Annotated in this window: 23 protein-coding genes and 5 tRNA genes; 11 read left to right on the top strand and 17 right to left on the bottom strand. The window is 25.2% G+C overall.

The genetic code is table 11. The features are described 5' to 3' along the window. The first annotated feature begins 36 nt into the window (after positions 1–36). The 3 genes from ispD (at position 37) to G4A98_02090 (ending at position 2,316) form a co-directional block, all read left to right on the top strand. Positions 37–750, top strand: coding sequence for a 2-C-methyl-D-erythritol 4-phosphate cytidylyltransferase (gene ispD, locus G4A98_02100; GenBank protein ID QIQ41996.1), 714 nt, complete (start codon positions 37–39; stop codon positions 748–750). 15 nt (positions 751–765) lie between these two features. Then, positions 766–1,251 (top strand): 2-C-methyl-D-erythritol 2,4-cyclodiphosphate synthase, encoded by a 486-nt coding sequence (gene ispF, locus G4A98_02095; GenBank protein QIQ41995.1) that lies wholly within the window; start codon positions 766–768, stop codon positions 1,249–1,251. Between the two features lie 75 nt (positions 1,252–1,326). Next, positions 1,327–2,316 (top strand): peptidoglycan DD-metalloendopeptidase family protein, encoded by a 990-nt coding sequence (locus tag G4A98_02090; GenBank protein ID QIQ41994.1) that lies wholly within the window; start codon positions 1,327–1,329, stop codon positions 2,314–2,316. 553 nt (positions 2,317–2,869) lie between these two features. Here the strand turns inward: G4A98_02090 and eno are convergent. From eno to glnS, 3 genes are all read right to left on the bottom strand, one after another. Further along, on the bottom strand, positions 2,870–4,174 hold the full coding sequence (gene eno, locus G4A98_02085; GenBank protein ID QIQ41993.1) for a phosphopyruvate hydratase: 1,305 nt from the start codon (positions 4,172–4,174) through the stop codon (positions 2,870–2,872). A 19-nt stretch (positions 4,175–4,193) separates the two neighbouring features. Then, positions 4,194–5,840: a CTP synthase gene (locus tag G4A98_02080; protein QIQ41992.1), complete on the bottom strand. Its 1,647-nt coding sequence runs from the start codon at positions 5,838–5,840 to the stop codon at positions 4,194–4,196. A 196-nt stretch (positions 5,841–6,036) separates the two neighbouring features. After that, a complete protein-coding gene (gene glnS / locus G4A98_02075) occupies positions 6,037–7,725 on the bottom strand; it encodes a glutamine--tRNA ligase (GenBank protein ID QIQ41991.1) in 1,689 nt (562 codons plus the stop codon). 97 nt (positions 7,726–7,822) lie between these two features. On the opposite strand from glnS, the gene G4A98_02070 reads away from it, so the two are divergent. From G4A98_02070 to rpiA, 4 genes are all read left to right on the top strand, one after another. After that, positions 7,823–7,899 (top strand) — tRNA-Met (locus G4A98_02070). 13 nt (positions 7,900–7,912) lie between these two features. Next, a tRNA-Leu gene (locus tag G4A98_02065) sits at positions 7,913–7,994 on the top strand. 86 nt (positions 7,995–8,080) lie between these two features. After that, positions 8,081–8,152, top strand: a tRNA-Gln gene (locus G4A98_02060). 187 nt (positions 8,153–8,339) lie between these two features. Further along, positions 8,340–9,035: a ribose-5-phosphate isomerase RpiA gene (rpiA, locus tag G4A98_02055; GenBank protein QIQ41990.1), complete on the top strand. Its 696-nt coding sequence runs from the start codon at positions 8,340–8,342 to the stop codon at positions 9,033–9,035. 113 nt (positions 9,036–9,148) lie between these two features. Here rpiA and G4A98_02050 read toward each other — a convergent pair whose 3' ends face one another. Next, entirely contained in the window at positions 9,149–9,916 is a 768-nt protein-coding gene (locus tag G4A98_02050) for a 16S rRNA (uracil(1498)-N(3))-methyltransferase (GenBank protein QIQ42171.1), read from the bottom strand. After that, entirely contained in the window at positions 9,882–10,565 is a 684-nt protein-coding gene (locus tag G4A98_02045) for a deoxyribonuclease I (GenBank protein ID QIQ42172.1), read from the bottom strand. The genes G4A98_02050 and G4A98_02045 overlap by 35 nt, the downstream gene beginning before the upstream one ends. Positions 10,566–10,890: 325 nt before the next feature. Between G4A98_02045 and metK the strand changes: the two genes are divergently transcribed. After that, positions 10,891–12,030 carry a methionine adenosyltransferase gene (metK, locus tag G4A98_02040; GenBank protein QIQ41989.1) on the top strand — a complete coding sequence of 380 codons (1,140 nt, stop codon included), beginning with the start codon at positions 10,891–10,893 and terminating at the stop codon, positions 12,028–12,030. Positions 12,031–12,159: 129 nt separating this feature from the next. On the opposite strand, the gene gshA is transcribed toward metK, so the two are convergent. The 6 genes from gshA to G4A98_02010 form a co-directional block, all read right to left on the bottom strand. After that, positions 12,160–13,716 carry a glutamate--cysteine ligase gene (gshA, locus tag G4A98_02035; GenBank protein QIQ41988.1) on the bottom strand — a complete coding sequence of 519 codons (1,557 nt, stop codon included), beginning with the start codon at positions 13,714–13,716 and terminating at the stop codon, positions 12,160–12,162. A 114-nt stretch (positions 13,717–13,830) separates the two neighbouring features. Beyond that, a tRNA-Arg gene (locus G4A98_02030) sits at positions 13,831–13,904 on the bottom strand. A 21-nt stretch (positions 13,905–13,925) separates the two neighbouring features. Next, positions 13,926–14,018, bottom strand: a tRNA-Ser gene (locus tag G4A98_02025). A 156-nt stretch (positions 14,019–14,174) separates the two neighbouring features. After that, entirely contained in the window at positions 14,175–14,360 is a 186-nt protein-coding gene (csrA, locus tag G4A98_02020) for a carbon storage regulator CsrA (GenBank protein ID QIQ41987.1), read from the bottom strand. A 197-nt stretch (positions 14,361–14,557) separates the two neighbouring features. Next, complete coding sequence (alaS, locus tag G4A98_02015) at positions 14,558–17,194, bottom strand: alanine--tRNA ligase (protein ID QIQ41986.1); 2,637 nt, start codon at positions 17,192–17,194, stop codon at positions 14,558–14,560. A 149-nt stretch (positions 17,195–17,343) separates the two neighbouring features. Further along, a complete protein-coding gene (locus G4A98_02010; GenBank protein ID QIQ41985.1) occupies positions 17,344–18,087 on the bottom strand; it encodes an outer membrane protein assembly factor BamD in 744 nt (247 codons plus the stop codon). A 184-nt stretch (positions 18,088–18,271) separates the two neighbouring features. Here G4A98_02010 and rluD point away from each other — a divergent pair, with 184 nt between their 5' ends. Then, complete coding sequence (gene rluD / locus G4A98_02005; protein ID QIQ41984.1) at positions 18,272–19,219, top strand: 23S rRNA pseudouridine(1911/1915/1917) synthase RluD; 948 nt, start codon at positions 18,272–18,274, stop codon at positions 19,217–19,219. Between the two features lie 80 nt (positions 19,220–19,299). Continuing rightward, the gene (gene fis, locus G4A98_02000; protein QIQ41983.1) at positions 19,300–19,596 is read left to right on the top strand and encodes a DNA-binding transcriptional regulator Fis; all 297 of its coding nucleotides are present in this window, start codon (positions 19,300–19,302) and stop codon (positions 19,594–19,596) included. A 179-nt stretch (positions 19,597–19,775) separates the two neighbouring features. Here fis and aroQ read toward each other — a convergent pair whose 3' ends face one another. Beyond that, positions 19,776–20,240, bottom strand: coding sequence for a type II 3-dehydroquinate dehydratase (gene aroQ, locus G4A98_01995; GenBank protein QIQ41982.1), 465 nt, complete (start codon positions 20,238–20,240; stop codon positions 19,776–19,778). Between the two features lie 124 nt (positions 20,241–20,364). On the opposite strand from aroQ, the gene tldD reads away from it, so the two are divergent. Further along, positions 20,365–21,816 carry a metalloprotease TldD gene (tldD, locus tag G4A98_01990; protein QIQ41981.1) on the top strand — a complete coding sequence of 484 codons (1,452 nt, stop codon included), beginning with the start codon at positions 20,365–20,367 and terminating at the stop codon, positions 21,814–21,816. Positions 21,817–21,899: 83 nt separating this feature from the next. Here tldD and rplS read toward each other — a convergent pair whose 3' ends face one another. The 5 genes from rplS to ffh form a co-directional block, all read right to left on the bottom strand. Then, complete coding sequence (rplS, locus tag G4A98_01985) at positions 21,900–22,247, bottom strand: 50S ribosomal protein L19 (protein QIQ41980.1); 348 nt, start codon at positions 22,245–22,247, stop codon at positions 21,900–21,902. Positions 22,248–22,279: 32 nt separating this feature from the next. Next, positions 22,280–23,056: a tRNA (guanosine(37)-N1)-methyltransferase TrmD gene (gene trmD / locus G4A98_01980; protein QIQ41979.1), complete on the bottom strand. Its 777-nt coding sequence runs from the start codon at positions 23,054–23,056 to the stop codon at positions 22,280–22,282. A 14-nt stretch (positions 23,057–23,070) separates the two neighbouring features. Next, positions 23,071–23,586, bottom strand: a complete 516-nt coding sequence (gene rimM / locus G4A98_01975; GenBank protein ID QIQ42170.1) for a ribosome maturation factor RimM — start codon at positions 23,584–23,586, stop codon at positions 23,071–23,073. Between the two features lie 16 nt (positions 23,587–23,602). Then, complete coding sequence (rpsP, locus tag G4A98_01970) at positions 23,603–23,851, bottom strand: 30S ribosomal protein S16 (GenBank protein QIQ41978.1); 249 nt, start codon at positions 23,849–23,851, stop codon at positions 23,603–23,605. Positions 23,852–23,935: 84 nt separating this feature from the next. Then, positions 23,936–25,294 carry a signal recognition particle protein gene (gene ffh, locus G4A98_01965; protein ID QIQ41977.1) on the bottom strand — a complete coding sequence of 453 codons (1,359 nt, stop codon included), beginning with the start codon at positions 25,292–25,294 and terminating at the stop codon, positions 23,936–23,938. Positions 25,295–25,429: the final 135 nt, after the last annotated feature.

The following is a 25,429-nucleotide window of genomic DNA, read 5'->3' as shown; positions in this document are numbered from 1 at the left end:
ACATAAAATTTTTTATAGTATTATCATGGATATGACATGGTCTTGGTCAATAAATTTAAACCAAAAATTATAGCTATTGTGCCTGCTGCTGGAATAGGTAGTAGAATGCAGATAGACTTACCCAAACAATATATAAAAATTCAAAATCGTACTATTCTAGAGCATACTCTCAAAACATTGTTACTACATCCTAATATAGTTCGAATAATTGTCAGTTTAAATAAACAAGATACTTACTTTCATAAATTATCTATATCATCTAATCTACGTATTATTTCTGTAATTGGTGGTAAAAAAAGAATAAATTCAGTTTTATCAGGCTTAATAGTTGCAGAAAATGTAGATTGGGTTATAGTACATGATGCAGTTCGTCCATGTTTAAGCTATCGAGATTTAGAAAAATTAATATCTATTATTAAGAAAAATCCGGTAGGTGCTCTTTTAGCAAGACCAGTATCTGACACTATTAAATACGGTAATTTAAAAAAAGAAAAAGTATTATATACCGTACATAGAAAAAATTTATGGCATGCTTTAACTCCTCAGTTATTTCAAATAGATTTATTAAAATATTGTTTAAAAAAAATTATTGAAGATAAAATTAGTATAACAGATGAAGCATCAGCATTAGAATATTGCGGATATAATCCATTATTAATTAGAGGAAGTTGTAGTAATATTAAAGTTACTTGTCTAGAAGATCTTGTTTTTGCAAATTTTTATTTAAAAGAATATAACGTAGATAAATAAAAAAAGGATATTTTAATGAGAATTGGATATGGTTTTGATCTTCATTCTTTTGGAAGTAAAAAACCATTAATTATTGGTGGTGTTTTGATTCCTTATGAGAAAGGTTTAATTGCTCATTCTAATGGTGATGTGTTGATACATTCTGTAATAGATGCATTATTAGGTGCTACTGCCATGGGTGATATTGGAACTTTTTTCCCAAGCAATAATAAAATGTATAAAAATATTGATAGTAGAATACTTTTACAAAAAACTTGGAAAAAAATTATACGAAAAAATTATAAGATATGTAATATTGACACTACCATTATTACAGAAGATCCAAAAATGTCACCTTATATATCTTTTATGAGATTAAATTTATCATTAGATCTTAACACTAAAATAGATCATATCAGTATTAAATCTACAAGTTCTAAACAAATCGGATGTATTGGAAGAAAAGAAGGAATTGCTTGTCAAGCGATTGTAATGCTTATGAAAAATAAAAAATATATATAAATGGACACGATATTCTTTTAATTTTTTAAGTATATGAAAAATTTTATTTTTTATAGAATTCAATGGATAAGATTAATGCAATTCAAAATTTTTTTATTTAAATTCTTTTTTTTGACATTGTTATTATTTTTTTGTAATAATTTTGGTTTTGGATTTTCTATAAATAATCGAAATAATTCTAATAATAATCTTGATAAAAAATACATTAATGATTTTTTATTTTTAAATAAAAACCAATTCTTTTCATTTTTAAAATCTGAAAAAATATTTTTTTCAAAAAGAGAAAAAATTATTATTAGGAATAATAATTTTATTGGTTTTTTTCGGGAAAATCGATTTAGAATATTTTATACTGTAAAATCAAAAGACACTCTCTATTCAATCGCTAAAAATTCCGGTCACAATTATTATGAACTATCTAAATTTAATTCTATTAAAAAACCTTACAAAATAATTGTAGGTCAAAAAATATGGATGGGAGATTTTTTAATTCGTGAAAATAACTGTTTTATTATAAATTCACAAAATAATACTATAAAAAAAAACAGTTCTTGTAAATCTATTTTTAAAAACCTATTAAATATTACAAATTTTTTAAAAGAGAATACAGAATCGAGTAAAATATGTTTTTTTTGTAGTAAGGAATCGAAAAAAAATAATGATATTTTAAAGTGTAAATCTTTTGATTTTTCTAATAACTGGTATTGGCCAGTTAAAGATAAACGTATTAAATATTTTTATAATGATATATTAGATAATACAAAAATAGAGATTTCTGGTTTTAAGGGACAACCAATTTTTGCTGCCGCTAGAGGAGAAGTGGTATGTGTTACTGATATATTTAAAAAATATGGTCGATTAATTATTATTAGACATAATAAAAATTATCTTAGTATTTATGCTTTTAATCATTTAGTTTTAGTAAAAGAAAAAGATCAAGTATATGCAAATCAGCAAATTGCTACAATGGGATTATCATCAGAAACCAATTTACCACGACTTTATTTTGAAATACGTTATTTAGGAGACTCTATAAACCCATTACATATTCTACCTAAAATATAACTAAAAATATGTAATTAATTATGCTTTTATAATTTACATAAAATCAAATATACTTGAAACACATTAAAATTATGACGTTTGAAATATTCTACTAAATAAAATAATTATAAAAGATGATATGATAATTCTTGCTATTTTTTAGGAATAAAAATTACAAAAAAAGATTAGATAGATCATAGGTTATACAGATTTTTAATAAATATTAAAGAAAATTTATGATTAATCACATTATAAATTTTTAAAATTAGAAAAATTGATTAGTACTTATTACGACAGAGACTTATTTATATTAATAAAACAATCCTCTATATCTATTTTTACATAAAAATTTAATATAGAAAACATACAAAAAGTTTTTTAATTTTTTAAAAATATTCATATGAATATATTAAACTATACTAATTATTGATTATATATACTTTTATTTATGTTTCTAAAGACTTTGTATCTTATCCAATAACTTTTAAGAAATTAAAAGTTTTTATTAGATAAGAAGCAGGCATATTATAAAAATACCTGATTCTTTTTAATAGATTACGTTTTTCTTATAAAATTATAATGCTGATTTTATTTCTTTTAAACCATAAAAAGGAGCGTTTTTTTTACCTAAATTTTCTTCTATTCTAATTAATTGATTATATTTTGCAGTTCTATCAGAGCGACTCATAGAACCAGTTTTAATTTGTCCTGATGATGTTCCTACAGATAAATCTGCTATAGAAGCATCTTCTGTTTCACCTGAACGATGCGAAATAATAACACTATAGTTTGCTTTTTTTGCCATTTTTATTGCTTCAAGAGTTTCAGTTAATGTACCAACTTGGTTTAGTTTTATTAATATAGAATTTGCAATTCCTTTTTTTATACCTTTTTGTAAAATATTTGTATTTGTCACAAATAAATCGTCTCCTACTAATTGCATTTTATGACCTAATATATTTGTTTGATATAAAAATCCATCCCAATCAGACTCATCTTGTCCATCTTCAATTGAAACTATTGGGTATTTTTTAGATAATTGTTCTAAATAATGCGTAAATTCTTTTGAAGAAAAACAAATATTTTCTCCCTTCAGTTGATATTTTTTTTCATTTTTATTATATAATTCTGACGCAGCACAATCTATTGCTAATCGTATGTCTTTTCCTAATTTATATTTAGTTCTATGTACAGCATCTTGAATAATATTTAAAGCTTCTTCATTAGATTTTAAATTTGGAGAATATCCTCCTTCATCTCCTACTGCTGTACTCATTCCCTTTTCTTTTAATAATTGACCTAGTGTATAAAATATTTCACATCCTATACGTATAGCTTCTTTGATTGTTTTTGCACTAACTGGTTGAATCATAAATTCTTGAATATCAATATTATTATTAGCATGTTGTCCACCATTAATAATATTAATCATTGGTAGTGGCATAGAAAAAACACCTGGTGTATTATTAATTTCTGCGATATGTTGATATAAAGGCATTCCCTTAGATGCAGCAGCTGCTTTTGCGACAGCTAATGATACAGATAAAATTGAATTTGCACCTAATTTAGATTTGTTTATTGTTCCGTCTAAATTAATCATAATATGATCAATATCACTTTGATTTCTAGCATCTTTATGTTTTAATGTGCTAGATATTATTTCATTTATTAATGAAACTGATTTTTTTACTCCTTTTCCCATGAATCTACTTTTATTTTCATCTCTTAATTCTAAAGCTTCTAAAGAACCTGTAGAAGCTCCAGAAGGAGAAGAAGCTAATCCGACAAAACCACCTTCTAAATGTACTTCGGATTCTACAGTAGGATGGCCTCGAGAATCTATTATTTCACGTGCTATAACTTTTATAATTTTAGACATTTTTATCCTTAATATATTTTTAAAATATTTTATATAAAATTTTTTTTTGTTTTCCTGCTGATTTTACAAAATCTATAAATAATGGATGTCCATCACGTGGTGTAGAAGTAAACTCAGGATGAAATTGACATGCTAAAAACCATGGATGATTAGATAGTTCTATAATTTCTACTACATTATTATTTTTAGAACGTCCTGTTACCTGTAATCCTGCATGTTCTATTTTTTTTAATAGAAGATTATTCACTTCATATCTATGTCTATGTCTTTCTGTGATAATTTCTTGATTATATAATTTTCGAGATAAACTATTTATTTTTAATTCACAAAGTTGACTACCTAATCTCATAGTTCCACCTAAGTTCATGTTATTTTCTTTTTGATTAGAATCTTTACATGAAATATTATTCCAGTTTTTTATTAAATCAATAATAGGGTACTTACATTCAGGATCAAACTCTGTTGAGTTGGCTTCTTTAATTCCAACAACATTTCGTGCAAATTCTATAATTGCTATTTGCATACCTAAACATATTCCAAAATATGGAATATTATTTTCTCGTGCGTATTGTATAGATAATAATTTTCCTGTGATGCCTCGGTCACCAAAACCTCCAGGGATTAAAATACCATTAAGATTTTTTAGAATTGTAAAGTTTTTATTTTTTATATCTTGAGAATTAATTAATTGTATATTAACTTTTATTTTATTTTTTAAACCTCCGTGTTTAAGAGCTTCTATGACTGATTTATATGCATCAGGCAATTTAACATATTTTCCAATAATTCCAATTATAATACTATTATTATAATTTTTTTCTGCGTAAATTACTTCTTCCCATTCTTTTAAATTAGCCTCAGGAACATTTAGTTTGAAATATTTACAAATATAATCATCTAATTTTTGATTTTTCAATAATTTTGGTATTTTATATATTGAATTAACATCTTTGAGAGATATAACAGCATTCACTGGTACGTTGCAAAATAATGCAATTTTTTTTCTTTCATTAATAGGTACAGTTTTTTCGGAACGACAAATTAAAATATCTGGTTGTATTCCTATTGAAAGTAACTGTTTAACCGAATGTTGTGTAGGTTTTGTTTTTATTTCACTGGCTGTAGCAATATAAGGTACTAATGTTAAATGTATATATATAACATTTTTTCTTCCAATATCAACTGCCATTTGACGAATTGCTTCTAGGAATGGAAGAGATTCAATATCGCCAACAGTTCCACCTATTTCTACAATAATAATATTACTATTTTTTGAGCATAAAATAATTCTTTCTTTAATAGCATTAGTAATATGAGGTATGACTTGAATAGTAGCTCCTAAATAGTCACCTCTTCTTTCTTTCTTTAAAACTTGAGAATAAACCCCACCTGTAGTAAAGTTATTTAAACATGTCATCTTCGTATGAATAAAACGTTCATAGTGACCTAAGTCTAAATCTGTTTCAGATCCATCTTCAGTGACAAATACTTCCCCATGTTGAATAGGACTAATTGTACCAGGATCCACATTGATATATGGATCTAGTTTTATAATTGTTGTTTTTAGGTTTCGCGCTTTGAGTATCGCACCTAATGAAGCAGCTGCAATACCTTTTCCTAGAGATGAAACGACTCCACCAGTAATAAAAATATAATTTTTAGTCATGCTAAATATAAAAATATTAGTTAAAATGAATAAGTGTTTAATATAAAATATTTTATGATAATTTTTTATCCTAAAATATGTTTATTAATATGAAAATTTTTATAACAATATATTTACTGTTTTTATTTTATGATATATCTTAATTTATAAGATAACTTTAAGAGTATATACTTATACTAATTATTAGTAATGTTTTTTATATTGATTTTTTAACATTCCATACATCACGTAAGCTAACAGTACGATTAAATACTAAATTATCTTTTTTAGAATCTATATTATCTATACAAAAATAACCAATTCTTTCAAATTGAAAAAATAATTTTATATTATTACAATTAATTTTTTTTTGTATTTTTTCTCCTATTGTTTTTTCTATAAAACCGTATTTTTTTTTAAAAGATTCTAAATTGATATATAATAGAAAATTTTTTTCGTGTTCTGGGTTTTTTATGTTAAATAATCTATTGTATAATCTGAACTCTACCGGAAACGCGTTTTTTTCTGAAATCCAGTGTATAACCGGGGGATTTTTATTATTTTTTGGTTTTTTCCCTAGAGTGTCTAAATCACAATAACAGATTATATTAATAATATTATTGTATTCGTCTTTTTCTATTTTTTCTGCTTTAATTATATAAGCATGTCTTAGACGTATTGTTTCTCCAAGTTTTAATCTTTTATATTTTTTATCATATTTTTCTTTAAAATCTGAACGTTCAATATATATCGTATTAGTAAAAATAATTTTATGATTACCCATTTCAGGATTGTTAGGATGATTAGGAACTATTAATTCTTCTTTGTGATCTTGAGATAAATTATACAAAAATATTTTAATTGGTTCTAATACAGCCATAGTACGTATAGCAGTTTCATTTAATTCTTTCCGAATACAATGTTCTAACATGGAGAATTCTATTAGATTATTTTGTTTAGTAACACCAATTTTTTCACAAAATTTCTTAATAGAAGATGGTGTATATCCTTTTCTTCTTAAACCGGAAAGCGTAGGTATTCTAGGATCATCCCATCGTTTTATAATATTTTTATCAATAAGTATTTTAATTTTTCTTTTAGATAAAATAGAAAATTCTAGATTAAGTCGAGAAAACTCATATTGTTTAGGATAGTGTACAACACTAGTATGTTTCAAAATCCAGTTATATAAAGATTTGTTATCTTGAAATTCTAATGTACATAATGAATGAGTAATTCCTTCAATAGAATCAGAAAGACAATGAGCAAAATCATACATAGGATATATGCACCATTTTTTTTGAGTCTGGTGATGTTTAGTAAAAATAATTCGATATAACACGGGATCACGCATAATAATACAAGAAGAATTCATATCTATTTTAGCACGTAAACATGCTTTTCCTTCAGGAAATTCTCCTTTTTTCATTCTTTTAAAAAGTTCCATATTTTCTTGAATTGTTCTATCCCTATATGGACTATTTTTACCTGGAGTATTTAAAGTTCCTCTATATTCACGTATTTGTTCTTTTGTTAGTTGGTCTACATAGGCTAAACCTTGTTTAATTAATTCTTGTGCATATTTATATAGTATTGAAAAATATTCAGAAGAATAACGAATGTTCCCATTCCATTGATAACCTAACCAATTAATATCATATTTGATCGAATTAATATATTTAATATTTTCTTTTGTTGGGTTAGTATCATCAAATCGAAGATTACAATGTCCTTTGTATAAACGTGCTAGTTCAAAATTTAAACATATTGATTTTGCATGACCAATATGCAGATATCCATTTGGTTCTGGTGGAAAACGAGTGTAAAAAGATAAATCTTTATTTTTATTAAAGTCTTCATTAATAATTTGACAAATAAAATTATTATTTTTTATTTTAGTATTCATTATTTTCCTGATATTATTTGTTAATTAAAACAATTTTGTTGATTATTCAATTTATATATTATAAAATATATTCTTATTATATAAAAATATTTTATTAGGCTACGTAGCTCAGTCGGTTAGAGCACAGCACTCATAACGCTGGGGTCATGGGTTCGATTCCCGTCGTAGCTACCATATTTAAACAAAAGCGGGAGTGGCGAAATTGGTAGACGCACCAGATTTAGGTTCTGGCGCCGTAAGGTGTGCGAGTTCAAATCTCGCCTCCCGTATATTATTTTTCTAAAAAATAAAAAACTTATTATTAATATTTCAGAATAAACATATATTTTTAAAAAATTAAAATTTATTAAAATGATGGGGTATAGCCAAGTGGTTAAGGCACCGGTTTTTGATACCGGCATCCCTGGTTCGAATCCAGGTACCCCAGAAAATTCAAAAATAATTGTCTTTTATTTTAACTTCTCAATTAAATAGTTTTATTAAATTAAAGAATAAAAATTTTTTTATTTAAAACTATTGATTAAACATCATACGTTAAATGTTAATTAATCAGATAAAAATCTACTATTTTTCTATTTTATAATTTAATTGAAAATAAAATAATTTTTTATATCATGAATTTAAATAAACTAAAAAAAAAAGCAGCATGGGCTGCATTAGATTATATTTATCCTGGTACTATTATTGGTGTAGGAACTGGAACAACTATTTTTTATTTTATTGAAGCTTTAAGTACAATAAAAAATTTAATATATGGAGCAGTATCTAGTTCTAATTCTTCTACTGTATTGTTAAAAAAACAAGGAATAGAAGTATTTAATTTAAAAAATTTTAATTCGCTTGCTATTTATGTCGATAGTGCCGATGAAATCAATCATCGTATGCAAATGATTAAAGGTGGAGGAGGTGCACTAACTAGAGAAAAAATTATTGCAACAATGGCAAAGAAATTTATTTGTATTATTGATAAAACAAAAAAAGTAGATACTCTTGGAAAATTTCCATTACCTATCGAAATTATTCCTATAGCTCTTTCTTATATTTTACAAGAAATGACAAAAATTGGAGGAATACCAAAACATCGAAAAAACTTTATTACAGATAATGGAAATATAATTGTAGACGTATATAATTTATGTATAAAAAATCCTATATTAATGGAAAAAAAAATTAATTCATTACCAGGAGTAGTCACAGTAGGTTTATTTGCTTCAAGAAGTGCTGATATTATTTTGATTGGTACACAAAGAGGTATTAAAACTATTAAAAAAAGAAAAAAAAATATTATATGTCAACATAATGTTTTATAAAAAATCTTTATAATTTTTTTACAAATCAAAAATTTTATTTTTAATTCATTAACTTTTTATGCATGTTAAAAAAAATCATATAAAAATATAAGAATTAAAATAAAAATAGAATATTATTGTAAATCACCAAATTTTGCTTGCAACACCGTAATTACTGCAAGAGCAGCAGTTTCCGTTCTTAAAATTCTAGGTCCTAACTTCATTGAAATAAATCCGTATTTAACAATTTTTTGAATTTCATCATATGAAAAACCTCTTTCAGGTCCAATTATTATTCGAATATATTTTATAGATTTTGTTAAGTGATTAATTGTTAATATAGATTCAGGATGAAAAATAATTTTTATGTCGTTGTGTTTATTTTGTTTACACCATGAAAAAATATCTATAGGAGTTTTTATTTTTGGAATAATATTACGTTTGCATTGTTGACATGCAGAAATTGCTATTTTTTCCCAACGTTTCATTTTATTAGATATATTTATATTTTTTTTTTGAAAATGACTATTGTTAAAAAATAGTGGAGTAATAATATTAACGCCCATTTCAATTGATTTTTGAATAGTAAAGTCCATTTTTTCATTTTTGGAAATAACTTGTCCTAAATGAATATGAAGTGGAGATTCAATATTTTTTAATTTATTATTGACAGTTTTTATTTTGATTATTTTCTGAGAAATATATATTATTTTAGAAAAAAAAATATAGTTAGTGTCATTAAATACTTCTAATGCATCTTGCATTTTCATTCTCAAAACGTTTTTAACATAGTGTACATTATCTTCTGATAACAAATAAGTTTTATTGTTTTTCAAACAATCTTTAATGTATATACGTGGGATATTTTTATTCATATTTTTTATAACACTTTTTATAAATATAATTATTATGATTGCCTTGTATTTGAAATATTAGTCTGTCTCTTTCACATTCCCATTGTGTTACAGGAAACATTTGATTCCATATGGAAAATATTTTTTTTTCTTTTTTCGATAAAATTATATTATATTTTTTACTCATATAAAAATAAGTTCTAGCTATGGCACCTCGAGCTCTTGCAGGCGGATCTGCTATTTTTTTCTGAAAATCTATTTTCATATTACATCTTCCATATTGCGAAATCTTATTATTTAATTGACCATACATAAAATTAGAACGATCTGCATTTATTTCACCAATAGCTGGTTGCAAATTATGAAGATCAGATTCGATATATTGATATTTTTTATCTTTAATACATTTTTTTCGACCTCCTTTTTTCCAGCATTTTTTATGATGTCCAAATTGCCATGCTGGCATGATGTGTTCCCATTCAATTCTTGTTGCACGATTTTCATTTTTTCGAATTTTATATCCACAAGAATATAAATTAGGAATACCTTTTTTTTGTTTCCAAATAATTTTACACCCGCAATAAAAAGAACCTGGTGCATTTTTATGAATTTTAATTGATAAGATTTTTGCTTGATAGAAATTTTTTATAGTATTTTTTTTAAAATTATTTTTTTTATGTGAAGATAAAAAAAAAATATACTAATTATAATAATCAATATTTTTTTTATCATTTTTATTTTTCTAATGTTAACAAATAAATTTTATAATATGTTTATATTACACATTAAAAACATATCGTTATTTTTTCCTGCTTTAAAAAAGCACTATATTTCATATATTAACAGTAAATTTCCAGTTACAAGTTTTTTATTTTAAAAAATATTAAAATAAAGTAATATTTTATTATAAATTTAAAAAATATAAATCTAGTGTATCGTATATTTGACTTTTATATGTTAAAAATATTTTGATTGTTTCAAAATTATGGAAATAAAATTATTTTAAATAAGGTAGATAGAATATGGCTGAACATCTTTTTACATCTGAATCAGTTTCAGAGGGTCATCCAGATAAGATTGCTGATCAAATTTCTGATGCTTTACTTGATGAAATACTCAAGCAAGATATTAAGGCTCGTGTTGCTTGTGAAACTTACGTTAAAACAGGCATGGTTTTAATTGGCGGAGAGATTACAACAACCGCATGGGTTGATGTTGAAGAAATTACTCGAAATACTATTAATAATATTGGTTATATTAATTCTGATGATGGATTTGATGCTAATTCTTGTGCAGTTTTAAATGCAATTGGAAAACAATCACCAGATATTAATCAAGGTGTAGATCGTCTTGATCCTTTAAAACAAGGAGCTGGAGATCAAGGTATTATATTTGGTTATGCTACTAATGAAACAGAATTTTTCATGCCAGCACCTATTACTTACGCTCATCTTTTAATGAAAAAACAATCTGAAGTAAGAAAAAAAAATATTTTACCTTGGTTAAGACCTGATGCTAAAAGTCAAGTGACATTTAAATATAAAAATGGAAATATAATAGGAATAGATACTGTAGTTTTTTCTACACAACATAAAGAACATATTACTCAAAATATGTTAAAAGAAGCAGTGATGGACGAAATTATTAAACCAGTGCTGCCAAAAAGATGGTTGACAAAGAATACGAAATTCTTTATTAACCCAACAGGTAGATTTGTGATTGGAGGACCTATGGGAGACTGTGGTTTGACAGGTCGTAAAATTATTGTTGATACCTATGGAGGTATGGCTAGACATGGAGGAGGTGCTTTTTCTGGTAAAGATCCTTCAAAAGTAGATCGTTCTGCAGCATATGCAGCTAGATATGTAGCTAAAAATATTGTTGCTGCTGGTTTAGCTGATCGCTGTGAAATTCAGCTTTCATATGCTATTGGAATAGCAGAACCTATTTCTATTATGATAGATACTTTTAAAACTGGAAAAATAAGTAATAGTTCTTTGATTTTGTTAATTCGTAACATTTTTGATTTGCGTCCATATGGATTGATTAAGATGCTTGATCTTCTTCAGCCTATTTATTTAAAAACAGCGGTTTATGGACATTTTGGAAGAGAAGAATTTCCATGGGAAAAAATTGATAAAGTAGATGAATTATCTCAATAAAGTTATTATTTATATTTTATAAATTAGAAGCTCAATACTTGAAAATATTTTTTTATAACAGTAGAAAAGTACATTTAATATGAAAAATATATTAACATTTTATATCCCATGTTGACCGACATGGGAGAATTATTTTTTGTTTATATATTCTTCAAAAGATAACGTGTCTTCTGATTCTATTTGTATTTGTTTTTGATGAGAACGTATAGTTTCTTTTTCTAAAATACTTTTATTTAGATTTAAGTAATCTCTATGAATAAATTTTTGATGATATTTATCAGATAAAGACAGTCCTATTTTTTTTATTCCAGTTTTAATTAAAAATTTTAAGCATCGAGCAGAATAAGTTAAATCTGGATTGTGAAAAAATGATTGAATTTCTTTGCATGCTATTTGATATGATGAATTATTTGAATTATGATCAAGTATTAATGCGATTTCATTTAAGTCTTTAAATATAATTTCGCTTATTTCAATTAATGTTTTTGTTTCATTTTTATTGTTCATGTAAATTTTTTGATTAGGTTTTCTTCCTGCATAAATTATTCTTTCCCAATTTTTAGTTGTTAATAGAAAATCTGTTGTATCAACTTTAGGTGAATCGATTAAAGCACACCAAATTAAAAATAAATCTAATAGAAGTATTTGCTTTTTACTTATACCTATAGGTGAAAATGGATTAATATCTAAAGAACGTATTTCAACATATTCAATTCCTCTTTTTGTTAGAGCTTCTACAAGTGATTCGCCATTTTTTGTTTTTCTTTTAGGTCTTATTTGAGTATATAGTTCATTTTCGATTTGCAAGATATTAGTATTTAATTGTTTAAAACGACCATTTACATCTTTTAATCCTATATTAATAAATTTTTTCGATGGTGTGTTCAGGGCATTTTTTAATGATTCAATATATTCATGAAGATCATTAAACATGATATTTAAATCTAAAATTTTAGTATTAGTATATCCAATATCGCTAAGTCTTAATGAAGTAGCCCATGGTAAATAAAATATGTTTTCTTTATTTTTTTGGAATTTATATTTTTTTTTTGTGTGTTGTAAAAAATATGGTGATATTGCAGGTGATGATCCAAATAAATAAGGGATAATCCAGCCAAATCGATAATAATTTCTAATTAAATTTAAATATCCTGATGAAATAGAATCAGTATTATTTTCTTGTTGTTTATTTTTTTCCCAATTTTCCCAAAAAAATAAAGGTAGAGAAAAATTATAGTGTACACCTGAAATAGTATTCACAAGATCGCCATAACGATACTTTAAACCTGTTCTATAAGTAGTTTTCATTTTTCCAATATTAGATTTTCCATATTGAGCAATTTGAATATTTGTTTGATTGTTATAAGAATAAGGTATACTAAAGGGCCACATTCGTTCATTTTTTATTTTTGATGCCGTAAAACAATGCAGATCTGTTAAAAAAGATAACAAATAATCTATATCGCTACTTGTAGGTGTAATAAATTCTAGTAAATTTTCTGAAAAATCAGTAGTAATCCATTTATGAGTTAAAGAAGATCCGATTGAATATGGATGATTTTTTTTAGAAAAATTTCCATTTTTTTCGATTCTTAAAGTTTCGCGTTCAATTCCTCGGGAAATACCTTCTAACATTTTCGGATTTACTTTTAACCAAGCAATTTTTTTCGAGATATCTTGTATCAATTTTATCTCCTGATCTAAAATATTAAGGTATTTCTGAAAACATTTTATACATATAATGTTTGATAAATATTTTTTTGATTTATACTTGAGAGATTTTTATTGATGCTTTATTTTTGCATCCGGAAGGATTCGAACCTCCGACCGCTCGGTTCGTAGCCGAGTACTCTATCCAACTGAGCTACGGATGCAATTTAAAATTTCATAAGTGGTGGCGGTGAGAGAGGGATTCGAACCCTCGATGCAGGTTTTTTCTACATACTCCCTTAGCAGGGGAGCGCCTTCATCCTCTCGGCCATCTCACCTGACTATAAAAATTTTTTTATTTTTATAAATTTTATTTTACTTTTTTTTTCATATAAGTCAAATATATTTTCTCATATAAAAAATATTCATGCTTTATATTGTTGAAGCAAATAAAAAGATTGCATCTTACTTAAGATAGTAAGATGCAGTATTGATTAATAATTTTGTTGTTGTTTTTTTTCAGCTTGAATACGTTGATATATTTCTTCACGATGTACCGAAACTTCTTTAGGGGCATTTACACCAATACGCACTTGGTTACCTTTAACTCCTAGTACTGTTACAGTTATCTCATCGCCAATTATTAACGTTTCACCGACTCGACGAGTTAGAATAAGCATTCTTTGTTCCTTGAAAGATTAAAAGAGTTTAAACTCTCTAGTTCCTGGCGTTATGAATAATACAGGGTTAAATGTAAACCATTACAGATTTGTAATAACAAATTTTAATTACATATTTTAATCAATTTTTATCTAGTAATTTTTTTAAAATTGAATTGATTAATGTATAACATATAAAGAAAAAATACTTGTTATTTTTATTTTTTATTTAAGTGTTGAATAATCCATGATTTTGCATTTTTTAACAGAATAAGTAGTTGTTTTGTATAAATTCCACCTCCTTCAGCAATTTCTTTTTTTCCTCCTCCTTTTCCATTTGTTTGATTTATAATCATGTCCATAATTTTTATTGCTGTGATTTGATTAAGTAAATCTTTTGTGACTCCGACAAGAATAGTAAAACGACTATTTTTTATGTTTATTAAGATGATGATTCCATTGTTTACTTCTTTTTTTAGTTGATCAATTATTATCCTTAATAATTTATGTTCATAATTATAAAATATTTTTTCTAAAAATTTTATTCCGTTGATATCAGTAGCATTTTTAAGTAATTCTTGGATGTTCTTTATATTTTCTTTGTTTTGTATTTGATGTATTTTATTTTCTAAAATTTTGATTTTTTTTGTAAGTTTTTTTGTTTTTTCTTTAATATCAAAACTATTACAATTCAATATCAGAGATATATCTCTGATATAATTCTCTTTTTCATGCAAATAATCTATAGCTTTTTCTCCTGTGACGGCTTCAATTCTTTTGATTCCTGATGCTATGCTTGATTGAGAAATAATTTTAAATAGTCCAATATCACCAGTTCTTTTAACATGTGTTCCACCACAAAGTTCAATAGAAAAATTATTTATAAATACAACTCTTACAATAGAACTATATTGATTATCAAATAAAGCTATTGCGTTTTTTTTCTTAGCTTCCTCTAAAGTTAGTTTTTGAGTTTCAATTTTAATATTATTACGAATATTCATATTAATAATATGTTCAATCGTATGTATTTGAGATTTTTCTATTGGCATAAAATAAGAAAAATCAAACCGTAAATATGTATTAGTTACCAAAGAACCTTTTTGAGTAATGTTATCTCCTAAAGTTATTCGTAACGCAGCATGCAATAAATGTGTTGCTGAATGATTCAATTGAACAGAATTCCTGTAATCTTTATTAATTTGACTACAAATTGAATCATTAATCTTAATTTCTCCTGAAATTAATTTTCCAATATGTCCTATTGTTTTCCCATATTTTTTTGTATTTTTTACTATAAAAGATGCTTTTTCAGAATATAAGTGACCTATATCACCTACTTGACCGCCTGATTCACTATAAAATGGTGTCTTGTTAAGAAAAATAATTCCATTTTCATTTTCTGTAATATTTGCAACAGGTTGATTATTTACAAAAATGTATTTTACTAATGATTGTGTTGTATTCTTTTTGTAACCTTCAAAAACACAGTTATCATTTATAATGATAGTATCATTATAATTTTTATGAAATTTTTTCTTGATATCGGATTGTTTTTTTTGTTTTTCTTTAGCTAATTTATAGCCAGTGTAATCTATTTTTATATTTTTTTCACGACAAACATCTTCTGTCAAATCAATTGGGAATCCAAAAGTATCATAAAGATAAAATGCAATGTTACCAGGAAGTATATTATTGTGTATTTTTTTTATTTCACAATTCAATGTTTTTAAACCTTTATCAAGGGTTTCAGAAAATTGCATTTCTTCTGTTTTTAAAATTTCTTCTATTTTTTCTTTTTTTTCTTTTAAAATATCAGCGGTTTTTCCCATGACTTTAATTACACTAGAAACTAATTTATAAAAAAAATTTTTTTTCATTCCAATTTTATGACCATGTCTTAATGCTCTTCTGATAATCCTTCTTAATACATAACCTCGATGTTCATTTGAAGGGATAATATGATCTGCAATAATATATGAACAAGCTCTAATATGATCTGCTATAACTTGTAAAGAAACATTATTTGAATTATTTACAGAACTTAATGTGTATATAGTTTTTATTAATTCTTGAAATATATCAATATTATAATTAGAGTAAACATTTTGTAAAACAGCAGATATTCTTTCTAATCCCATTCCTGTATCTATAGATTTATTTTTTAAAGAAATAATTTTTGTCTTTGAAACACGATTAAATTCTATAAAAACAATATTCCAGATTTCAACAAAACGACCATTTTTATTTTCTAAAAATTCTAATGGATTATCTATAATTTTATTTTCATAATCATAAAATATTTCAGTACATGGTCCGCATGGACCGTTGTCACCCATTTGCCAAAAATTTTCAGAATCATATTGTATATTGTTTTTATCACCGATGTTGATAATACGTTCAGAAGGTATTTTTATGATATTTTTCCATATTTTATATGTTTCACTATCATCTTTGTATACTGAGACCCATAATTTTTTTTTCGGTATATTAAACCATTTTTTTGATGTTAATAATTCCCAAGCATACTCAATTGCTTTTTGTTTAAAATAGTCTCCAAAACTAAAATTACCAAGCATTTCAAAAAATGTATGATGTTTTGAAGTGTATCCTACATTGTCTAAATCGTTATGTTTGCCTCCAGTTCTTAAACATCTTTGAACAGTAGCTATACGTGAGTATTTGCTTTTTTTTTCACCTAAAAAAATTTCTTTGAATTGATTCATACCTGCATTAGTAAACAATAATGTAGAATCATTATGTGGTACTAAAGAACTACTTGGAATAATTATGTGTTTTTTTTCTATAAAAAAATTTAAAAAGTCTTGACGTATTTGATTTGTTGTTTTATTCATTATTTTTCTTATTAATATAAAAATAAATATTAATTATATAAAGTACTCTAACAGTAGAATTCCTTGCTTTTTTTATTGTTAAAATAATTATAAAAACATGTTAATAAAAAATATTCTAAAAAATGTATAATAAAATTTATATTGAATTTTTAAGCATCTTGAATTTTATTTAGTAAAATTATTTTTGATATTTTTTTTGCTGTATCAAAAATTTTTAATGCGTTATAAGATTTTTCTATATATACGAGAGCTTTTCGTGCAGCTGGTGTTTCTGAGTATTTTTGAATTATTTCTTCTCCTCTATTTACAACTGCTATATATTCTTTATGAAGAAAATAAAATTTTAAGATTGAAAAATCATGTTCGGCTAAACGATTTTTTAGATAGATTAAGTTTTTTTTAGCATTTACAACATATAGGCTTTGAGGATATTGATAAATAAAATACCTTAATTGAAAGAATGCATGTATTGCATAATTAAGATCATTTTTATAGTAATTTATAGGAAAAATATTAAAAAATACATCTTTATCTAAAGAGATGTTAATTAAACATTGCATATATATAACATAATCTAAATGAGGGTGGTTGGGATAAAAATGTATAAATTCTTGTATATTTTTTTGAGCCATATTAAAATTTGAATTTTTATAGTAAGCATAAATTAAATGCATCTTAATTTCATCATCATGAAAATTAATGATATTATTTTTTTTTATTTTTTCTAATATCAATATAGCATTATCAAAATGTTCTTCTCTTAATTCTTTCTTAGATTTTTCATAGAGAGTATACGTTTCTATAAAATAATTATTACTTAAAGATTTTGAGTGAACTGTAAAGTTAAAGAATAAAACCATAAAAATAAATATAATACTGTTATTTTTTTTCATTATCATATATTCAATTTAAATTAATAAAACTTTTTATTAAAAATATTCATGTTTCCAATTATATAGAATATCATATTCTAAAAATAGAATATCATATTCTAAAAATAGAATATCATATTCTGAAATATTAAAGATTCAGTGTGAAATTTATAAGAACATTTATTTTATAATAAGGATGATTATATTGAAAATAGTAGAATTAAATGCTATTGCATCATGTTTTTCATTATTAGGACAGAGATTAGATCTAGTTTTGTCTAAATATTTTAAAAAATATTCTCGTTCTTACTTGAAAAATTTAATTATTATGAACCGGGTACTTGTTAATAAAAGAATTGTAAATCAACCCGATAAAAAAATTTTAGGAGGAGAGATTCTTACCATATATCCTTTGACTAAAGATGTATTATTGAATATTCCCGAAAATATTTTTTTAAATATTATTTATGAAGACGATGCTATATTAGTAATTAATAAACCTGCTGGTTTAGTTGTGCATCCGGGATCTGGAAATACAAAAGGAACAATTTTAAATTCTTTATTGTATCATTATAAAAATATTGAAAATTTGCCTCGTGCAGGGATAGTTCATCGTTTAGATAAAGATACTAGTGGATTAATGGTAATTGCAAAAACTATTTTTTCTTATAATTATTTATTAGAGTTATTGAAAAAAAGAAAAATTATCCGAGAATATGAAGCAGTTGTTAAGGGGGTAATGATTTCAGGTGGCACTATACAAGAGCCTATAATGCGGAATCATACTAAAAGGATGTGTATGATGGTTCATCATTTAGGAAAACAATCAGTAACACATTATAGAATAATCAATCGTTTTAAATTGCATACACATATAGCAATAAAATTAGAAACAGGACGTACTCATCAAATTCGCGTTCATATGTTATATATTAAATATCCATTAGTTGGAGATCCTTATTATGGTGGTTCTAATATTCAACTAGATTATATAAAAGATAAAAATACTAATAAAACATACAAATTTTTTCGTCAAGCATTACATGCTAAGTATCTTTCTTTTCATCATCCTATTACTAAAAACTTAATATCTTGGACAATCCCCCTTCCTCAAGACATGCAAGAACTTATTTTACGAATATCAAATATTTAACAATTTTTTTTTATTTATTGTATTTATTTTCAATAAAACATATTATTTAATTTGTAAAAACATTAAGAGTCGATAGTATCATGCTTGAAAAAAAAATAAATACAGAATATTCGTTTTTATCTACTCCAAATACTGCAGATAAAAATATCAGAAAACCTTTGCGTGAATTGATTAAAAAATCTTTAAAATACTATTTATTACATGTAAATGATAAATATGTAAATAATTTATATGAATTGGCATTAGCTGAATTAGAGCAGCCGCTTTTAGATATAATAATGCAGCATACTAGAGGAAATCAAACACGTGCTGCTTTGATGATGGGAATAAATCGTAGTACATTACGGAAAAAATTAAAAAAATATAATATGAATTAATTATTTTAAAGATTTTTTTAGATTTTTTTAGTTGCACTTTCTGTTTTGATAACAATTCAAGAGAGTGCAAAAGTATATTTCTAATTCTTATCAGAATTTTTTTATTATATGCAATATATAAATCATTTATATTTTTTGACATTATTTTTTAATTCTGAAAATAATTTTATTTATTCATGTTATGATTTATGATTTTTCAAATTGATAAGTCTATTAGATATTGTCTTTAGTGCCCAATAATAACCATCTAGACCTAGTCCACAAATCACGCCTTGAGAAATATCAGACAACCATGAATGAGAACGAAAGTTTTCTCTAGAATAAATATTTGAAATATGAACTTCAATAAAAGGAATATTAACTGCGATTAATGCGTCTCTGATAGCTATACTAGTATGTGTAAATGCTGCTGGATTAATTATTATATAATCAATTTTTTTTCTAGAAGAATGAATTTTATCAATTAATATATGTTCTGCATTAGATTGTATGTGATGTAAACAAAGATTGAGTTTTTTTGCTTTGCATTCTAAACTGTTTAACAAATCAGATAAAGTTATGTTTCCATAAATTACAGTTTCTCTTGTTCCTAGAAGATTTAAATTAGGTCCATTTATTAATAATATATTTTTAATATGTTTCATGTTAATCTCTTTTAAATCATTATATAGTAAGTATACTAAAATATAATTTTAAAAAAATATTTTTTATTTTTTTTATCTTTTATAATCAATATTTATAATATTATCATAAATTAAGTGAGTTTAAATGATATTTGAATTAGTTGCTGAATCTTTATTAACTGCAAATAAAATAAACCATCAAGATATTTTTGTTTCTTTAGAAGAACTTTGTACCCGTAAGTTAGATTATGGGGATCTTTATTTTCAATCTCATATTCATGAATCTTGGTCGTTAGAAAATGGAATCATAAAAGAGGGAAATTATCATTCTGACGAAGGTATTGGAGTGAGAGCTATTCAAGGAGAAAGTACAGGATTTGCATACGCAGATCAAATATCAATAAATTCTTTGAGAACAAGTACTAAAAAAGCAAGTAGTATTATTTTTATGGAAGGTTTAGGAAAAATAAAAACCTTATCAAAAAAAGAAACAAAACCTTTTTACAGTACTAATAATCCTTTACAAATATTTTCTTCTAGAGACAAAATTGATCTTCTTTATAGAGCAAATCATATAGCACGTAGTCTTGATCATCGTGTTATAGAAGTAAATGCAACTTTGACAGGATCTTATGAACAAGTTTTAATTGCTTCTACTGAGGGAAATTTAGTAGCAGATATAAGACCGTCAGTGCAATTTTCAATTAGTGTTTTAGTTGAAGATCATGGAAAAAGAGAGCGTGGTCGCAGTGGTGGAGGCAGTCGTACCGATTATAACTTTTTTTTAAATAAAGATGATTCTGCAAGAGAAATTAGGATTGATTATTGGTCTAGAGAAGCAGTGCGTATAGCTTTATTAAATTTATCTTCAAAAGAAGCTCCTTCAGGAACATTTCCAGTGATATTAGGTTCTGGATGGCCAGGTGTTTTATTACATGAAGCAGTAGGTCATGGTTTAGAAGGTGATTTTAATAGAAAGGGAACTTCAATTTTTACTAATATGATTGGCAAAAAAGTTGCATCAGAATTATGTACTATTATTGATGATGGCACAATTAAAGATCAACGTGGATCATTAAGTATCGATGATGAAGGTACTCCTGGACAATATAATATTTTAATTAAAAATGGAATACTAAAAAAATACATGCAAGATAAACTTAATGCACGTTTAATGGGCATGAAGTCTACTGGAAATGGACGTCGTGAATCTTATTCATGTTTACCCATGCCTCGTATGACTAATACTTATATGTTATCTGGAAAATCTAAAATAGATGATATAATTAAAAGCGTTGATTATGGAATCTATGCTGTAAACTTTTCTGGAGGTCAAGTTGATATTACTTCTGGAAAATTTGTATTTTCTACTTCAGAAGCCTATTTGATTAAGCAAGGAAAAATTCTTACACCTATTAAAAACACGACTTTAATAGGATCAGGTTTAGAAGTTATGCAACAAATATCAATGGTTGGTAATGATTTAAAGATGGATCAAGGAATGGGTATATGTGGAAAAAATGGTCAAAATATTCCAGTTGGAATAGGTCAGCCATCTATGAAATTAGAAAATTTAACTATAGGTGGAACCGTGTAATTTTTGAAAAAATATTGATTATACTTAATATTTTATAAAAAATAATGCAGTCAAGAGTATTTTGTCATGACTGCATATTAAAATTAATTCAGTCGTTCTTTAATACGAGCAGCTTTACCAGTTCGACTTCTTAAATAATATAATTTAGCTTTTCTAACTAAACCTTTTCTTTTTATAATGATTTCATCAATACTGTGAGAATGTGTTTGAAAAACTCTTTCAATACCTTCTCCATTAGATATTTTTCGAACAGTAAAAGATGAATTTAAATGACGATTTTTTATTGCTATTACTATTCCTTCAAAAGATTGTAGACGTTTTTTAGAACCTTCAATAACCCAAACTTTAACTTCTAAAGTGTCTCCTGGTCTAAAAATAGGTATATTTTTTTTTATTTGTTCTTTTTCAATTTTATGAATTATATTGAGCATGATTTCCTCTTTAATTCAGATAACTAAAGAAATTAATAATCATTCTTTTCTCTAAATGTTTTCTTAAATTCATCTAGCAGAATTTCTTCTTCCTTTGTGAGTATTTTTTTTTTTATAAGATCAGGACGTCTAAGCCATGTTGTTCCAAGTGACTGTTTTAAACGCCAAATCCGAATTTGATTATGGTTTCCAGACAATAATACTTTAGGTACTGACATGTTTTGTATTATCTTAGGTCGAGTATAACTAGGATAATCTAATAAATTATTCGAAAAAGAATCTTCTTCTATTGATTTTTTTGTTTTAATGACACCTGGAATTAATCGAGAAATAGAGTCAATCATAACCATAGCAGCTATTTCTCCTCCACTAAGTATATAGCTACCGATAGACCATTCTTCATTAACTTGATTATCAATAATCCGTTGGTCTATACCTTCATATCGACCACATATGAAAATAATTCTTTTTTTTTCGATGAATTCTTTTATATTACTTTGTTTTAATTCTTTTCCTTGAGGAGATAAATAAATAACAGTTGCATTTTTTAATCTCGATTTAGCCTCTTGAATAGCTAGATATAATGGTTCGACACTCATTAACATTCCAGGTCCTCCTCCATAAGGACGATCGTCTACAGATTGATATTTATTTTTACTAAAATTTCTTGGATTAAAAAAATCAATATTAATAATTTTTTTTTTAATTGCTTGTCCGATGATGCCAAAATCAATAATTGCACGGAACATTTCTGGGAAAATAGTAATAATATTAAACCATATTATGGTATCATTATGTTTTTTATTCATTTAGAGTATATGATTTAGTTCCATTGCACTAATATACATTTTTTTTTAGTATCTACATTTTTTATTATTATATTTTCAATAAATGGAATTAATATATTTTTTTTAAATATATTTAGTTTATTTTTTACTACAAGAACGTCATTATTTTTTGTCCTTATTAAATTAATTACGATGCCTAAATAACACTGTTCTGTATTAAATACTTGATATCTAATAATATCATTCCAGTAGTAATGATTTTTTTTTAACATAGGTAGTGTATGACTGCTAATGACTATTTCTGAATTAGTAAATTTTCCAATTATTGATCGATCAGAAATGCCTTGTATACGAACAATAAAATGATTTTTATGTTTTTTCCAATTTTTAATACAAATTCTTGTCCATTTTTTTTCTTTACAAAAAAACCATGGAAAATAATTAAATATTTTTTCTCGCTCTTCTGTAAAAGAAAAAATATTTATCCAACCTAATATTCCATAAGACTTCCCAACTCTTCCTATTGTTAGTGGTTTATTTGGTGCATTGATACTAATATTTATAACATTACCTCTTTGTATTTAGTAGTTTAATGAGTTTTTTAGTTCGTTCTGACATTTGAGCACCTTGATTGGTCCAATGTGCAATACGTTCTAAATCTAATTTTAATATTTCAGACTTTCCCTTAGCAATAGGATTAAAATATCCTAAACGTTCAATAAAACGTCCATTTCTAGAAAAACGACTGTCGGCTACTACCATTTTATAAAAAGGACGTTTTTTTGTTCCATATCTAGCTAAACGAATTTTTACCATATTTTTTCTTCTTAACAGTTATTAAATTAATAGGATTATTGTAAATAAACTAAAAAATCAAAAACTTAGTAAATCTATGTCTTTTTAATATAATTTTTGAGAAAGCATGTTTTTTATTCCCCGCATTACTTTTGTTATTCCATCAGTTTTAATTTTTTTCATAATTCTTCGTATATCATCAAAATTTTTTAATAATTTATTTACATCTTGTATTTGTGTTCCAGAACCTAAAGCTATTCTACGCTTTCTTGATCCCTTTATGATTATTGGTTTTATTCTTTCGTTATGTGTCATAGAACATATCATTGCTTCTGCTTTTTTTAAAGTATTTTCATCTGTATTTAATAATGACATATTATTAGATAATTGATGATTGATAGAAAATTTTTCTCGAAAATAATTCAAACCTCCTATTTTTTTCATTTGTTTGATTTGCGTTAAGAAATCATTTAAATTAAAATCATGACCTTTTTTTAATTTTTTTGTTAATTTTTGAATCTGTGATTGATCTACTTTTTCTTCAATGTCTTCAATAAGAGACGTAATATCATTCATTCCTAGAATTCTATCAACTATTCTTTCTGGATAAAATGCTTCTAATGATGTTATTTTTTCTCCTGTTCCTATGAATTTAATAGTTTTTCCAGTGATATATCGCATAGATAAGGCAATTCCACTTCTAGAATCACCATCTGTTTTAGTTAATATTATACCAGATATCAATAAATCATTATTAAATATTTTCGCCATGTTTATCGCATCTTGTCCCATCATTGAATCTACTACCAATAATGTTTCAATGGGTTTTGATACATTTTGTATTTGTTGAATTTCATCCATCATTTTTTTATCAATATGCAAACGTCCTGCTGTGTCAATTAATAAAATGTCATATAATTTCAATTGGGCATATTTTATTGCTTGTGTAGTTATTTCTATTGGTGTTTGATTTTCACTGGATGAAAAAAAATCTACTTTGATTTGCTGAGATAATATTTGAAGTTGTTTAATAGCAGCTGCACGATAAATATCAGTAGATGCAATTAATATTTTTTTCTTGTATTTATCTTTAATCCATTTTCCTAGTTTTGCTAAACTAGTAGTTTTTCCTGATCCTTGCAACCCAACTATTAGTATTACTGCTGGTGGTTCAACAGATAAATTTAAAGCATTATTTTTTTTCCCCATAGTCAATATTAATTCATGTTTAACTATTTTAATAAATTCTTGTCCAGGAGTTAAACTATGATTGATTTTATGGCCAATTGATTTTGTTTTAACATTTTCTATAAACTTTTTTATTACAGATAGTGTTACATCTGCTTCTAATAATGCTTTTCGGACTTCTCTTATAGTATCTTTAATGTTTTCTTCTGTAAGTCTTCCTTTATTTATAATTTTTTTTAAACTATTTGAAAGACGCTGAGTTAAATTTTTGAACATTCTTTAATTACTCATATTAAATTTCTTGGTATCTTATTTAAGATAATACTTATGTTTAAAGTATAATATTTATTAATTAAAAATTAATAATTTTTTTATTTTTAAAAAAAATAAAAAAATTCAAAAATGATTTTT

Source organism: Buchnera aphidicola (Microlophium carnosum), from assembly GCA_011752475.1.
Lineage (GTDB): Bacteria > Pseudomonadota > Gammaproteobacteria > Enterobacterales > Enterobacteriaceae > Buchnera > Buchnera aphidicola_BG.
This window is presented reverse-complemented; position numbering and strand designations above follow the sequence as displayed.